Origin of the sequence: Labrys okinawensis, assembly GCF_047345005.1 — a bacterium.
Lineage (GTDB): Bacteria > Pseudomonadota > Alphaproteobacteria > Rhizobiales > Labraceae > Labrys > Labrys okinawensis.
On the sequence record NZ_CP178864.1, the window covers coordinates 1,085,096 to 1,098,542 of the forward strand.

At 64.1% G+C, this 13,447-nt stretch carries 13 protein-coding genes; 7 read left to right on the plus strand and 6 right to left on the minus strand.

Features of this window, described 5'->3' with window-relative positions; all coding sequences use genetic code 11:
- The first annotated feature begins 1 nt into the window (after position 1).
- Together ACMDCR_RS05220 and ACMDCR_RS05225 are read left to right on the plus strand one after the other, a co-directional pair.
- Positions 2–1,003 carry a GlxA family transcriptional regulator gene (locus ACMDCR_RS05220; RefSeq protein WP_413991500.1) on the plus strand — a complete coding sequence of 334 codons (1,002 nt, stop codon included), beginning with the start codon at positions 2–4 and terminating at the stop codon, positions 1,001–1,003.
- Between the two features lie 98 nt (positions 1,004–1,101).
- Entirely contained in the window at positions 1,102–1,641 is a 540-nt protein-coding gene (locus ACMDCR_RS05225; RefSeq protein ID WP_413991501.1) for a hypothetical protein, read from the plus strand.
- A gap of 18 nt (positions 1,642–1,659) precedes the next feature.
- Here the strand turns inward: ACMDCR_RS05225 and truA are convergent, their stop codons facing one another.
- The 3 genes from truA to ACMDCR_RS05240 form a co-directional block, all read right to left on the minus strand.
- Positions 1,660–2,403: a tRNA pseudouridine(38-40) synthase TruA gene (gene truA, locus ACMDCR_RS05230; protein WP_413991502.1), complete on the minus strand. Its 744-nt coding sequence runs from the start codon at positions 2,401–2,403 to the stop codon at positions 1,660–1,662.
- Between the two features lie 82 nt (positions 2,404–2,485).
- Positions 2,486–3,577 (minus strand): ABC transporter ATP-binding protein, encoded by a 1,092-nt coding sequence (locus ACMDCR_RS05235; protein WP_413991503.1) that lies wholly within the window; start codon positions 3,575–3,577, stop codon positions 2,486–2,488.
- A gap of 141 nt (positions 3,578–3,718) precedes the next feature.
- Positions 3,719–4,645, minus strand: coding sequence for an ROK family protein (locus ACMDCR_RS05240; protein ID WP_413991504.1), 927 nt, complete (start codon positions 4,643–4,645; stop codon positions 3,719–3,721).
- A 144-nt stretch (positions 4,646–4,789) separates the two neighbouring features.
- On the opposite strand from ACMDCR_RS05240, the gene ACMDCR_RS05245 reads away from it, so the two are divergent.
- The 5 genes from ACMDCR_RS05245 (at position 4,790) to ACMDCR_RS05265 (ending at position 10,305) form a co-directional block, all read left to right on the plus strand.
- Positions 4,790–6,079, plus strand: coding sequence for an ROK family transcriptional regulator (locus ACMDCR_RS05245; RefSeq protein ID WP_413991505.1), 1,290 nt, complete (start codon positions 4,790–4,792; stop codon positions 6,077–6,079).
- Between the two features lie 135 nt (positions 6,080–6,214).
- Positions 6,215–7,462: an extracellular solute-binding protein gene (locus tag ACMDCR_RS05250; RefSeq protein WP_413991506.1), complete on the plus strand. Its 1,248-nt coding sequence runs from the start codon at positions 6,215–6,217 to the stop codon at positions 7,460–7,462.
- A gap of 1 nt (position 7,463) precedes the next feature.
- Positions 7,464–8,345, plus strand: coding sequence for a carbohydrate ABC transporter permease (locus ACMDCR_RS05255; protein ID WP_413991507.1), 882 nt, complete (start codon positions 7,464–7,466; stop codon positions 8,343–8,345).
- Positions 8,346–9,191: a carbohydrate ABC transporter permease gene (locus ACMDCR_RS05260; protein ID WP_413991508.1), complete on the plus strand. Its 846-nt coding sequence runs from the start codon at positions 8,346–8,348 to the stop codon at positions 9,189–9,191.
- A gap of 73 nt (positions 9,192–9,264) precedes the next feature.
- Entirely contained in the window at positions 9,265–10,305 is a 1,041-nt protein-coding gene (locus tag ACMDCR_RS05265; protein WP_413991509.1) for an SIS domain-containing protein, read from the plus strand.
- 113 nt (positions 10,306–10,418) lie between these two features.
- Here ACMDCR_RS05265 and fmt read toward each other — a convergent pair whose 3' ends face one another.
- From fmt to ACMDCR_RS05280, 3 genes are all read right to left on the minus strand, one after another.
- Positions 10,419–11,327, minus strand: a complete 909-nt coding sequence (gene fmt / locus ACMDCR_RS05270; RefSeq protein WP_413993542.1) for a methionyl-tRNA formyltransferase — start codon at positions 11,325–11,327, stop codon at positions 10,419–10,421.
- Between the two features lie 19 nt (positions 11,328–11,346).
- Positions 11,347–11,916: a peptide deformylase gene (gene def / locus ACMDCR_RS05275; protein WP_413993543.1), complete on the minus strand. Its 570-nt coding sequence runs from the start codon at positions 11,914–11,916 to the stop codon at positions 11,347–11,349.
- Positions 11,917–12,002: 86 nt separating this feature from the next.
- Positions 12,003–13,220 carry an MFS transporter gene (locus ACMDCR_RS05280; RefSeq protein WP_413991510.1) on the minus strand — a complete coding sequence of 406 codons (1,218 nt, stop codon included), beginning with the start codon at positions 13,218–13,220 and terminating at the stop codon, positions 12,003–12,005.
- Between the last annotated feature and the right edge of the window lie 227 nt (positions 13,221–13,447).

The following is a 13,447-nucleotide window of genomic DNA, read 5'->3' on the forward strand; positions in this document are numbered from 1 at the left end:
CATGAAGGGCGCGCGGCAGGTCATACCCGTCTTCATGGTGCTGCCGCCGCGCACCTTGCTGCTCGATGTCGCCGGGCCGATGGAGGTGCTCCGGCTGGCCAACCGCGAACAGGACCGTCTTCGCTTCGACATCCGCTATCTCAGCCCGACACCGCGGGTGGCGAGTTCGATCGGCCTTGACCTCACGGGCCTCGAGCCGCTTCCGGAGACCCTGCCGACCGAGGCGCTCGTGGTGATCTCCGGCAGCACCACCGAGCCGCTGCGCGCCGACGACAAGGATGCCATCGCCGATGCACGCAACGAAGCGCTGATCTGCGACTGGCTGGCGCGGACCGTGACGCCGTGCCTGCAAGTCGTCTCGATCTGTGCCGGCGCGCTGCTGGCCGCCCGCGCCGGCCTGCTGGACGGGCATGAGTGCACGACGCATTTTTCCTATATCGACCTCATGCGAAGCATCGCGCCGAAGGCGCGCGTGCTGGAAAACCGCCTCTTCGTCGAGAGCGGCCAGCGGCTTTCCAGTGCCGGGGTGACGGCGGGCGTCGATCTGATGCTGCATCTGGTGGCGCGGAAGACAAGCCCGGCCTGCGCCGTCGCCATTGCTCGCCAGCTTGTGGTCTATCTCAGGCGCGGAGGCGCCGATCCGCAGCTATCGCCGTGGCTCGAAGGGCGCAACCACATCCATCCGGCGGTGCATCGGGCCCAGGACGCCGTGGTGGCGGATCCCCGGCGAGCCTGGACTCTGGAAGACCTTGCCGATATCGCCGCCGCCAGCCCCCGTCATCTCTCCCGCCTGTTCAACGGGCACGCGGCGATGAGCATCACCGACTACGTCAATCGTGCCCGCATCACGCTGGCCGGCGACATCATGGCGAGTTCGCGTCTCGATATGGAAAGCGTCGCTGAACGCGCCGGCTTCTCCTCCGCCCGCCAATTTCGCCGCGCCTGGCGCCGGTTGCACGATGTTCCGCCGAGCCGAATGCGCGAGGCCAGGAACGCGATCTGAGGCTGTCGTGGTTCACGTCGACGTCACGATTGCAAGGTTTCAAGTATTGGACGGATATTGATATTGGCGACACGGCGTTCGCGCGTGGGAGGGCAACCATGAGTACGTTGGTCTATGCACAGCTGACGAACGTCCGGGAGAGCGCTCCCTCAGGCGAAAGTACGAGCACTGCGAACCCTGGTTTGGGCACATATGTCGATGCGCTCGCAGCGCTGGTGCCATCGGAAGTTCTCAGTTTGCATGCCCTCATCATCGCGACGTTGACCGATACGACGAATACCGTGATCCCCGCGGACGTGCCGACACTCAGGGCAGCTTTCTGGGGGCTGATTGCTCTGTCCGTTATCCTTTTCGCGATACCGCGCCTGCTTGGAGGAAGCTGGGATCGCTATGACTGGATCCGCATGCTCATCGCACCGGCTGCGTTCTTTGCATGGACGATGCTTCAGCGGGCAACGGCCTTCGATGCGGCCTTTCCGGGCATGACCGGAGGAGCCCGCACGGTCGCAGCCCTGTTTCTGGCGGTCGTCCTCGGCCTGATCACGACCAGTCTCTCCACCCTCGCGGACAGGAAGCACCCTCCCGCGACGCCGGCGCTCCCAGGGGGGCCAGGCCCTGGACAGCAAGCACCCCATTGAAGGTCGAGGACCTCTTCGTCAGTAGGTCACGCCCGTCAGATAAAGCCCGTGAGGCGGTGCGAGAGCCGCGCAGCGGGTGCGGTCACGCGCTTCGAGCACGGCGACGAGGTCGGCCCGGTCCCAGTCGCCGGCGCCGACGCGGCGGAGCGAGCCCACCATCGAGCGCACCTGATTGTGCAGGAAGGAGCGCGCCGCGGCGACGACGTGGATCTCTTCGCCCACCCGCATGACGTCGAGCCGATCCAGCGTCTTCATGGCGCTCTGGGCCTGGCAGTCGGCCGAACGGAAAGTGGTGAAGTCGTGATGGCCGATCAGGCCCTGCGCCGCATGGTGCATCGCCTCGGCGTCGAGGGATTTGCGGATGTGCCAGGCGCGGTGACGCTCCAGAGCGAGAGGTGGCCGGCGATCGATCAGGCGGTAGAGGTAGCGCCGCCCCTTGGCGGAGAAGCGCGCGTCGAATGCATCCGGCATCTTTTCGACGCCGAGGATGGTGACGTAGTCGTCCTGCAGGGTGAGATGGGCGTTGAGGGCATCGCGCACCCGGTCGGTGCGCCAATCCTTCGCCAGCATCACGGAGGCCACCTGGCCGGTAGCATGCACGCCGGCATCGGTGCGCCCGGCGCCCTGGATGCGCAGCGCCTCGCCTGAAAAGGCGAGGATCGCTTCCTCTATCGCCTGCTGCACCGAGCGGCCATTGGCCTGGTGCTGCCAGCCGACATAGGGGGTGCCGTCATATTCGATCAGGATTTTGTAGCGCGGCATTGGTGACTTCGCGAAGTGGAGGCGAGCCTCTACTCCATGCAGGGTCGGATGTCACGCAATGCTGAGATGCCCGCGCTCCCAGTCAGAGCACCTTGCCACTCTCGGGATCGAGCAGGTGCATATGCGCCATGCTGGCCGACAGCGTGACGACCACACCCGGATTGGGCGCGGCAGCCGGATCGATACGGGCCGTCGCTTCTGTTCCGGAAACATAACCGTGCAGCAGCGTTTCCATGCCCATCGGCTCGACCACCACCACCTGCATCTTCACATCCGCCGCATCCGCGCGACCGCGATGCTCGGTGAGGTGCTCGGGCCGCAGGCCGAGTTCGAGCCTGCGGCCCCCAAGCCCGGAATAGCGCGCCTGGCGCTCGACCGGAACCGGCAGTCGGGTGCCGTCGGCAAGCACCACGGCGAAGCCCTGGTCGCGGCTCTCCAGGGTGCAGGGGATGAAGTTCATGGCGGGACTGCCGATGAAGCCCGCCACGAATTTGCTAGCCGGCTCATGATAGAGGAGCTGCGGCGGTCCGACCTGCTCGATCCGGCCCTTGTTCATCACCACCACGCGATCGGCCAAGGTCATCGCCTCGACCTGGTCGTGGGTGACATAGATCGTGGTGGTGCGCACCATCTGGTGCAGCTTCTTGATTTCGGCTCGCATCTTGACGCGCAGCTTGGCGTCGAGATTGGAGAGCGGTTCGTCGAACAGGAAGACCTTGGGTTCACGCACCATGGCCCGCCCCATGGCGACGCGCTGGCGCTGGCCGCCCGAAAGGGCTTGCGGGCGACGTTCCAGCAGGGCGTTGAGGTCAAGCATCTCGGCAGCGCTGGCGACCCGCTTCCTGACCTCGGCCTCGTCCATCTTCCGCAGGCGCAGCCCATAGGCCATATTCTCGGCCACGGTCATATGCGGGTAGAGCGCGTAGTTCTGGAATACCATGGCGATGTCGCGCTCGCGGGCCGGCACATCGTTGACGACGCGGTCGCCGATCAGGATCTGTCCATCCGTCAGGCGCTCCAGCCCCGCTACCATGCGCAGCGTGGTGGACTTGCCGCAGCCGGAGGGGCCGACCAGCACCACAAATTCGCCGTCCGCGATGTCCAGGTCGATGCCATGCACGACAGGGAGGTTCTGGTAGCTTTTCTCCACCTTCTGGAGCGAGACATTGGCCATGGATTTTCCTGGTGATGTTCCTGCTGATAGCGGCGATGCCTAGAGCAAAATGCGTTCAGGTCTGAGCAGATTTCGAAATTAACTTATTGGTATCAAAAGCATTTTGCGATTCTTGGTAATGCGATCTGAAGGCAAGACGCTCTAGGCGGCTACGGGAAGAGCGTCGAGCGCCAGCGTGCCCGCGCCGATCAGGCCGGCATTGTTACCATGCTCGGCGGTGACGATGACGGGCGGCCGACCGGGCTTGAGCAACACGAAATCGCGCACATGCCTGGCGATGCGGTCCGTGAGAAAGGCGCCGGCCGCCGACAGGCCGCCGCCGATGATCGCAGCCTCGAGATTGAGCATGTTGGACATGATGCCGATGGCTTGGGCGAGCCAGCGCGCAACTTCGTCAACCGCCTGAAGCGCGGCTGCTTCGCCGGAGCGGGCGCGATCGACCACGATCTCGGCATTGGAGGCCGGATTGCCGGGCTGGAGCTGCCGGTAGCGGTTCACCAGGGCTCGGGCACTCGCCAGATTTTCCAGCATGCCGGGTACGGGGTCGGCAATGTCCATCCGCGCCGGATCCATCGACATGCAGCCGAGCTGCGGCGGCAGACCATTGGGGCCGTCGATCACCTTGCGGTCGATCACCACCGAGCCGCCGATGCCGGTGCCGAGCGTGAACAGCACGAAACGGTCGAGGTTCCGTCCGGCGCCATGGCGCATCTCGCCATAGGTGGCGCAGATGGCATCGTTGCGCACGATGGCCGGCACGCCGAAACGCTGGCTGAACGGGCCGCGCAGGGAAGCCTCGACGAGGGATGGAATGGCCGGACAGCGGCCGAGCAGCATGCCGCTATCGGGATCCGGTGTCCCGGGCACGCCGATGCCGATGGTCGAGATCGCCGGCAGTTGCGGACTGAGTTCTTCGACTGCCCCAGCAACCGTGGAGACGAAATCCTGGAAACCGATCTCGCGCTCGATCGGGATGCGCTTGCGCACCAGCACGGCACCGCTCTCGTCGACGGCGCCCAGCTTGACCGAAGACCCCCCTATGTCGATCCCGATTGCAATCCGTGTCATACCCCGCGGCCCTCAGGCAAGCGTCCTGCCTTCCACATGCTTGGCCTCCCGTGAGATTTCCGCGCGCTTTCTTTGACAAGCGCCTATTATTGAAACACTGTTTGAATATCCCGGAATGCTCCGGTAGTCGAGAGGAAAAAAATCATGACGGGACGGCTGGACCGCGCCGGTGCCTTGCCGGGCACCAATCTGGAGCAGACCCGGGCGCTGAACCGGCGGGCGGTTTTTGACGCCGTCAGGCGCAACGGACCGGTGACGAGAGCCGAACTGGCACGGGAAATCGGCCTCACCGTGCAGGGCATTTCCAACATTGCCGCCGAACTCGAGGAGGCCGGGCTGATCCGCCAGGAAGGCAAGCGCGTGGGGCAGCGCGGCCAGCCAGCGGTGGAGCTTTCGGTCAATCCGCAGGGCGGGTATACCATCGGCCTCTGCCTCGCCTATCGTCGCGCCATGGGCGTGCTGGTCGATCTCACCGGCGAGGTGGTCGCCAGCGACACATGCGACTACGCAGAGCGCCATCCAGCCGCGATCACCCGCATCCTCCATGCCCAGACCCGGAGGCTCATCGACAAGGCGGGGGTGCCGGAGGAGCAGATCTGGGGCATCGGCTGCAGCGTGCCCGGCACGGTGGTGAATGGCGCCTTCTGGTACGACAAGGTGCAGGAGGCGGAGGAGTGGACGCATTTCCCCATGGCGGGCGAGCTCGAGAGGCTTACCGGCCATCGCGTCATCCTTGAGAACGATGCCACCGTCGCCTCGATCGGCGAGCGTCTCTACGGCATAGGCCGCGTCGCTAACAGCTTCTTCTACCTACATTTTACCTTGGGAATCGGCGGCGGCGTCGTCACGGACGGCCATCATTATCGGGGTGCTTTCGGTGGTGCGGGCGAGATCGGGCATATGATCGTCAAGCCCGGCGGCCGGCTTTGCCCGTGCGGCAGCCGCGGCTGCCTGGAGCAATATGTCTCGTTTTATGCAGCGGCCGAAGCGGTGTGCGGACCGGACCGGGCACCTGATGAAGTTCCGGCCGAGGAACTCGCCGCCTACTGCCGTGATGGAGACCTGCGCATCCTCGGCTGGCAGCAGCAGGCAGGGCAGTATCTGCGTATTGCCATCCGCAACATCGAGGCGATGTTCGATCCGGACACGATCGTGATCGGTGGCGGGTTGCCGTCGGAGCTTCTCGACGGGCTGATCGCAGCGACCGCGCCGCTGCTGCCGGTCATGGCCCATCGCAGCGCCAGCCGCCTGCCACGCCTGATGCCCGCCGAGCATGCCTCCGACCTGCCGGCGAGGGGCGCGGCCGCGCTGCCCATCGCCATGGCCATGCAGCCCAATATTTCCAACGCCGCCTGGTCACGCACCAGCAAGGCGCTGCCCGAAATCAGCAGCCCGGCCCTGGCCATTCTTGGTGTCGCGACGGCGCGCGGCTGACTGCCGCGCATGAAGATTCCGCAATAAATTGATTGACAAGACTTGCCTCCTTGACTCCTTAATACAAAGCTTTTTCATTAATAAGCAGGCGGGCATTCAAGCCTGCCGCCAGAAAGGGAGATTTTGCCGGTGGGAATGATTCGCAAATCAGCCTTCGCCGTGATGGGCGCGGCGTTGACGCTCGCCCTGACAGGGGCTGCGCAGGCTCAGACAACACTCAATGCCCTGTTTCAGGCTCAGGCCGGCTATTCGGAATCCGATGTGCGGGCCATGACGGATGCCTATCTCAAGATGCATCCGGACGTGCAGATCAAGCTCGAATTCGTGCCCTACGAGGCCCTGCACGACAAGATCACTCTCGCTGCCGGTTCCAGCGCGGGCTATGACGTGGTGCTGTTCGACGTGATCTGGCCAGCCGAATTCGCCGAGAACAAGACCCTGGCCGACGTCACGGATCGCATCGACGCCAAGACACGTGACGCCGTGGAGACCGGTGCCTGGACCAGCACCCAGTACAAGGGCCGCGACTACGGCATGCCGTGGTCGGCAGACAGCAAGTTCCTCTTCTACAACAAGGATATGCTCGCCAAGGCCGGCATCACCGACCTGCCCAAGAGTTGGGATGATGTGATGAAGGATGCCGCCATCATCAAGCAGAAGGGCATCGTCCAATATCCGATCGTGTGGAGCTGGAGCCAGAACGAGGCGGCGATCTGCGACTACGCCCTCTTGACGCAGGCCTTCGGCGGCAAGTTTCTCGACGACAAGGGCAAGCCGGCCTTCCAGACGGGCGGGGCTCTCGACGCCCTGAAGTTCATGGCCAAGAGCATCAAGGACGGCCTGACCAATCCCAACTCCACCCAATACATCGAAGAAGACGTGCGCGGTGTCTTCTCGAGCGGCAAGGCGGCCTTCGCGCTCAACTGGACCTATATGTACGATCTTGCCAACGCCAGCGCCAAGGACAGCCAGGTCATCGGCAAGGTTGGCGTGATGGCGCCCCCTGGCGTTCCCGGCATCTCCACCATCTCTACGGTGAATGGCGCCCAGGGTCTCGGCATTCCCGAGAACAGCAAGAGCAAGGACGCGGCTTGGAGCTACATCCAGTACCTGACCTCGCCCGAGGTCGAGAACAAGTATTCCGGCTCCAGCCCGCCGATCTGGAAGTCCTACTTCAAGGAGGCGGAAGCGAAGAACCCGCCCAATATCGACCTGGTCAAGGCGCAGGACGCAGCCTTCAATGCCCTCTTCAACCGTCCGAGTGTGCCCGACTACCAGCAGTTCTCTGCCCGCCTGCAACAGGCCCTGCAGCAGGCTCTGCTCGGCCAGGCAACACCCGAGGAGGCGCTGAAGTCCGCCGCGGACGACCTGTCGAGCAAATAGGATGGAGTTGATCCGTGAGTTTCGCGGGCTGCTCCTGCTGGTAGTCCCGCTGCTGGTGGCGATGCTCGCCGTCATCGGGTGGCCGCTCCTGAATACGGTGTGGCTCGGCTTCACCAGCGCTCCGCTCGGCGGAACCACGGGTCAGTTCGTCGGCCTCGACAATTACATACGCGCTTTTCAATCGCCCGCATTCTTGCGGGCGCTTGGTGTGACCGCCGTCTTCACGGTGGTGACGGTCAGCTGCGAGATGCTGATCGGCCTTGGGGTCGGCCTGCTTCTCAACATGGACCTGAAGGGTCGCACGGTCTTCCGCGCCATGCTGATCATCCCCTGGGCGCTGCCCACGGTGGTGAACGCGATGGCTTGGCGTGTGATCTACAATCCCGATTTCGGTGCCTTGAACGCGGCGCTGCAGCAGCTGGGAATCATCGGCTCCTATCAGTCCTGGCTGGGCAACCCGTCCACCGCCCTTTTCTTCATCGGCATAGCCGATATCTGGAAGACCTTCTCGCTGGTGGCGCTGATTACCTTGGCCGGCTTGCAATCCGTGCCGCGCGAGTTGCACGAGGCGGCCGAGATCGACGGCGCCCGCGCCTGGAACCGCTTCAAGACGGTGACGCTGCCGGTGATCCTGCCGCCGCTGAGCATCGCCGCCGTGCTTCGTACCATCGAGGCGGTCAAGGTGTTCGACATTATCTGGGTGATGACGCGCGGCGGCCCGGCCGACAGCACAAAATCGCTCAGCATCCTGGTCTATCAGGAGGCCTTCTCGTTCCGCCATGCCGGTTACGGCGCAGCGCTGGCCATGCTCTCCGTAGCGCTCAGCCTGGTCCTCATCGCGATCTATTCCCGCGCCGTGCGCAACCAACCGGGGGTTCGCTGAATGGAACAGTCCCGTATCGGCCGCGTCGCCGCCTATGGAGCGCTCTATCTGCTCGGCCTCGTCATCCTGGCGCCGCTCGCCTGGATGGTGCTGATGAGCATATCGAGCCAGCGCGACCTCACCACGGTGCCTCTGCCCTGGCTTCCGACGCAGTTCGACTTCTCGCGCTATGCCAGGCTCCTGACCTTCACCCACAACAGCGACGGCGAGATCTTCCTCTACGCCCTGCGAAACACCTGTCTGGTGGCGCTCGGTACCACGATCATCTCCTTCCTGCTGGCAATCCCCGCGGCCTACATGTTCTCGCGTGCCGGCAAGAGGCTCGGTTGGCTGCTCTACCTGATCGTGGCGACCTACATGCTGCCGCCGTTGATGTTCGTGGTGCCGCTCTACCGCATCCTGTCCTCCCTCAGCCTGCTCAATTCGCCCTGGGCCTTGATGATCGCCGACAGCACCATCGTGATGCCCTTCGCCACCTGGCTGCTCAAGAGCGGCATGGACAATATTCCGGCTGATCTGGAGGAAGCCGCGGCGATCGACGGGGCGAGGTTGTGGCGCATTCTCATCCAGATCGTGCTGCCGCTGGCCAGGCCCGTGATCGGCACCACGCTGCTCTTCGCCGCGCTGATCGTCTGGGACGAATTCCTCTATTCCCTGCTGTTCACCTCCGACAGCCGGGCGCAGACCCTGACGGTGGTGATCGCCAACCTCGCCAGCGGTCGCGTCTCCGACTACGGGCTGCTTGCGGCGGCCGGCGTGATCGCGGCGACGCCGCCGGTGCTGGTGGGCCTCATTTTGCAGCGCTCCATCGTCTCGGGCCTGACCGCCGGAGGCGTGAAAGGGTGAGGGACGAACCGGAGGCCTTCCCCGATTTGCGGAAAAGGCTTTCGTCCCCACTTCCAACTCCAATGGATATCACATGAGCAAAGACATGATCGTCGAGCGGATCGGTTTCCGCGATGCCGTCGCCCGCCAGTCCGAGAGCCTGGAAGTCACCCGCAAGGCGGTGACTGACACGCTGAAGAGCCTCGACATCAGTGGTTTCGTCGGCACGACCGTGGGCTTCGCCGGCATCGGCGCCAGCTACCAGGCAGCTCTCGCCGGAGCGGCCTTCCTCCGTGCCAACGGCGCCCGTTCTTTCGCCTATTGCTCGACCGATCTCTACGGATCTTCCGACGCCGGCGCCGATGCCTTCGTGGCACTCTCCGCGTCGGGCCAGAGTGTCGAGATAGCCGATGTGATGACGGTGCGCGCCGGCCGGCCGCGCATCGCCATCTGCCGGGGCAGCGACAATCCGCTCGCCGAGATCACCGGCCGGGTGATTGCCACCCATTCCGGTAACGACAATGGCGCCAGTTCAACCGGCTATACCAGCATGCTGCTCGCCATAGGCATGCTCGGCGACCGCATCCTCGGCCGTGACTCGGCGGACTGGGAAGGGCTACCCCGCGTAATCGCCGATGTGCTCGCCTCCGTCGCCGGGCCTGCCAGATCGGCGGCCGAGCTTCTGGCGAACCGCGCGGCAATCGACCTCGTGGGCGCCGGGGCTGCCTTCGCCACGGCCGGCGAGGCCGCCATCCTGATCCGCGAGGCGGTGCGCGTGCCGGCTGTCGGCTGGGACACGCTCAACTATCTGCACGGTCCGATGGAAGCGATGGACGGTCGCACAGGCCTTGTCGCCTTCGGCAAAGGGCGCGAGGTGCAGATTGCCCAGGACGTCGCCGGCTTCGGCTGCCCGTCGGTGCTGATCAGCAGCCGCGCGGATGTTGCCCCAGCGGACAGGCTGCTGGCGATCAAGGTGCCGGAACTCGGCAACGAGATCGCCGACGCCATCGTGCAGATCATCGCCTCGCAAGTGATCGTGGCGGAGATGCAGGATGCCGCCGGCTTGACGAATACGCGATTCCGCTATCCGCAAAGCGGCACGAAGCTGAAAGCCTGGTCCGCCGCAACACTATAGGCTGGGAGCGCGGACGTCTCGCTTTTCGGGTGCACGGGAATCTTGCCCGTTCTTGGAAACGATGTGCTCTACGAAGGAGGAGGAACGGGCAAGATGCCCGTGCACCCGGAAGGCTAGAGCCTCGCCCCCCTCACAACCGACGCACCCTTCAGGAAGACCCCTGCCTCCATCGGCGTCTTGCCGGCGCGCTGTACCTGGGTGAGCCGCACCGCGCCACTGCCGCAGGCGACGGTCAACTCGTCATCCAGCACGGTTCCCGCTACGCCATAGCCCTCCGCGAGCTGCGAGCGCAGCACCTTCACCCGCTGCTGGCCCTGGCCCCAATCGGCTTCGAACCAGGCGCCGGGGAAGGGCGAGAGGCCGCAGATGAGGTGATGCACCTCCTCGGCCGGGCGCGACCAGTCGATGCGAGCCTCGGCCTTCTCGATCTTCCTGGCGTAGGTCACGCCATCAGCCGCCTGTGGGGTGAAGGTGAGAGTCCCGCGCGAGAGGGCGCCGAGCGCTCGGGCCATCAGATCGGCGCCGAGGGGGGCAAGGCGGTCATGCAGTTCGCCGGCCGTCATGTCCGGGCCGATCTCGACGCTGTCGGCCAGCGCCACCGGGCCGGTGTCCAGGCCTTCCTCCATGCGCATCACCATCACGCCGGTCCTGGCGTCGCCCGCCATGATGGCGCGCTGGATCGGCGCAGCGCCGCGCCAGCGCGGCAGCAGCGAGGCGTGCAAATTCAGGCAACCCTCGGCGGGTGCCTCCAGCGCGGCCCTGGGCAGGATCAGGCCATAGGCCACCACCACGGCGACATCGGCATCGAGGGCGCGGAAGGTTGAAAGCGTCTCCTCGTCGCGAAAGCTCTTCGGCGTGAAGACGGGAATGCCGAAGCCCTCGGCGAGCTTATGCACGGGGGAGGGCGCCAGCGCCATGCCGCGGCCGGCGGTGGCGGGCGCGCGCGTGAAGGCAGCGACCACCTCATGCCCCTGGCTGAGGATCTCGGTCAGCACCGGCCGGGCAAAATCCGGTGTGCCCATGAACACGACGCGCAAGCGCTCAGCTCTCGGCCGCCGAGGGCGCCGGCGCCGGGCGCTTCTCGCGCTTGAACTGCGGCAGCTCGCCAGTCTTCTGCGCCTTGGTGAATTTGCGGATCACCATGTCGCGCTTGAGCTTGGAGATGTGGTCGATGAACAATTCACCGTTGAGATGGTCGATCTCATGCTGCAGGCAGGTGGCGAGCAGCCCATCTGCCTCGATTTCGGCCTTTTTGCCCTCGCGGTCGATGTAGGAGACACGCACCCTGGCAGGGCGCTCCACCTCGGCATAGTAGTCGGGAATGGAAAGGCATCCCTCCTCATAGACATTGCCATCGTCGGAGGACCAGACGACCTCGGGGTTGAAGAAGACCTGCGGCTGCAGCGGCTCGTCTTCCTTGGCAAGATCGATGACGACGACGCGGCGCGGCACGGCGATCTGGATCGCAGCGAGGCCGATGCCCGGCGCGTCATACATCGTTTCCAGCATGTCGTCAGCAAGCGCAAGCAGCTCCGCATCGACGCGCTCGATCGGCGCGGAGACGAGGCGCAGCTTGGAATCGGGCAGGATAATGATCGGTTTGATGGCCATGTCAGGCAGATAAGGCCGGCATTGTGCGCCGTCAATGCGAAAGCGGGCGCCGACCTTGATGGTAGCGCCCGCAAGCTTGGCAGGGGTCAACTCAGGACCGTCATGACCTCACCGCGCTTTTCGGGGCTGAAGCGGATCACGATGATCAGGGCGACGGCGACGATGCCGCCTACCAGAGCTAGGGCATAGCCATAGCTGTTGCCTGGTGTCTCGGCGATCTTGGCCTGGAAATAAGCGTTGAACGAAGCCAGGAAATTGCCGGCCTGGTAGATGAAGCCGGGCAATGTGGCACGGACGGCGCCCGGTACGAGCTCGTTGAGGTGGGCGGGAACCACGCCCCAGGCGCCCTGCACCGCGATCTGCATGCAGAAGGCACCCACCGCGAGCATGACTGGGGTTGTGCTGTAGGCCCAGAGCGGCAGCACCGGCAGGGCAATCAGGCAGGCGATGGTGATGGCGTTGACGCGTCCGATCCGCTCCGACAAGGCACCGAAGATCAGGCCGCCGCATATGGCGCCGATATTTGCGACGATGGTGATCCAGCTCACGGTCGGCGCATCGAACTTATGCTGGTCCTGCAGGAAGCGGGGATAGAGATCCTGCGTGCCATGGCTGAACAGATTAAAGAACATCATCAGCACCACGGCGTAGAGCGCGACGCCCCAATGCGACTGCAGCGTCTCCCACAAGCCCGCTCGCTGCTGCGCGCGTCCCTCGACAAAGGCCGGCGATTCCGGCACATGCGAGCGGATGAACAGCACTATCAAGGCGGGCAGGATGGAAAGCAGGAAGAGGCCGCGCCAATCGAAGGTGAAGCCGGCGATGGTCTTGTGCGACAAGAGGCCATAGACCACGGCGGCGAGCAGATAGCCGGCTGGATAGCCCGCTTGCAGCATGCCCGAGACCATACCGCGCGCCTTGGGCGGAATGCTTTCCATGGCAAGCGCGCTGCCGAGGCCCCATTCGCCACCCATGGCGAAGCCGAACAGAGCACGCAGGATGTAAAAGACGAGAAGGTTGGGCGAGAAGGCGGCAGCCGCACCGATCACGGAATAGCTGACGATATTGAGCATCAGGATTGGCTTGCGCCCGAACCTGTCCGCCAGCCAGCCGAAGCAGAATGCCCCAAGCCAGCGCGTCGCCAGGGTCAGTGTCAAGGCGAAGGCAACGTCGGGACCCTTGACCCCGAAATCCTGGGAGATTTCGCCAATCAGAAAGGTCAGAAGAAAAAAGTCGAAAGCGTCGAGAGTCCAGCCGAGGAAGGCGGCGATGACGGTCTTTCGTTGTTCGGAGGTAAATTCCATCAAGAGAACTCCCTTTACGCAATTGATTGGCCGTTGAGGAACAGCAGTCGGCCTTATTGGGGCAAACACGCCCTCACGTTGCAATGCCAGTACAAGTATCAAATCCTCGAAAACCGTGGAGCGCTACTAAAATATTATGGTTTATGGCTAAATTGAATTCGTGCAATCAAAGGTTGTATTGCTTAAATAAGGCAATCTTAATAATGCGATAAGTGGTGCGTGCTGTG

Bases quoted from the DNA above. Each gene is read 5' to 3' on its own strand.
- ACMDCR_RS05265 (WP_413991509.1), top strand. From the start codon at position 9,265: ATGAGCAAAGACATGATCGTCGAGCGGATCGGTTTCCGCGATGCCGTC.
- ACMDCR_RS05245 (WP_413991505.1), top strand. From the start codon at position 4,790: ATGACGGGACGGCTGGACCGCGCCGGTGCCTTGCCGGGCACCAATCTG.
- ACMDCR_RS05225 (WP_413991501.1), top strand. From the start codon at position 1,102: ATGAGTACGTTGGTCTATGCACAGCTGACGAACGTCCGGGAGAGCGCT.
- ACMDCR_RS05235 (WP_413991503.1), bottom strand. From the start codon at position 3,577: ATGGCCAATGTCTCGCTCCAGAAGGTGGAGAAAAGCTACCAGAACCTC.
- def (WP_413993543.1), bottom strand. From the start codon at position 11,916: ATGGCCATCAAACCGATCATTATCCTGCCCGATTCCAAGCTGCGCCTC.
- ACMDCR_RS05255 (WP_413991507.1), top strand. From the start codon at position 7,464: ATGGAGTTGATCCGTGAGTTTCGCGGGCTGCTCCTGCTGGTAGTCCCG.
- ACMDCR_RS05250 (WP_413991506.1), top strand. From the start codon at position 6,215: ATGATTCGCAAATCAGCCTTCGCCGTGATGGGCGCGGCGTTGACGCTC.
- fmt (WP_413993542.1), bottom strand. From the start codon at position 11,327: ATGGGCACACCGGATTTTGCCCGGCCGGTGCTGACCGAGATCCTCAGC.
- truA (WP_413991502.1), bottom strand. From the start codon at position 2,403: ATGCCGCGCTACAAAATCCTGATCGAATATGACGGCACCCCCTATGTC.
- ACMDCR_RS05240 (WP_413991504.1), bottom strand. From the start codon at position 4,645: ATGACACGGATTGCAATCGGGATCGACATAGGGGGGTCTTCGGTCAAG.
- ACMDCR_RS05260 (WP_413991508.1), top strand. From the start codon at position 8,346: ATGGAACAGTCCCGTATCGGCCGCGTCGCCGCCTATGGAGCGCTCTAT.
- ACMDCR_RS05220 (WP_413991500.1), top strand. From the start codon at position 2: ATGAAGGGCGCGCGGCAGGTCATACCCGTCTTCATGGTGCTGCCGCCG.
- ACMDCR_RS05280 (WP_413991510.1), bottom strand. From the start codon at position 13,220: ATGGAATTTACCTCCGAACAACGAAAGACCGTCATCGCCGCCTTCCTC.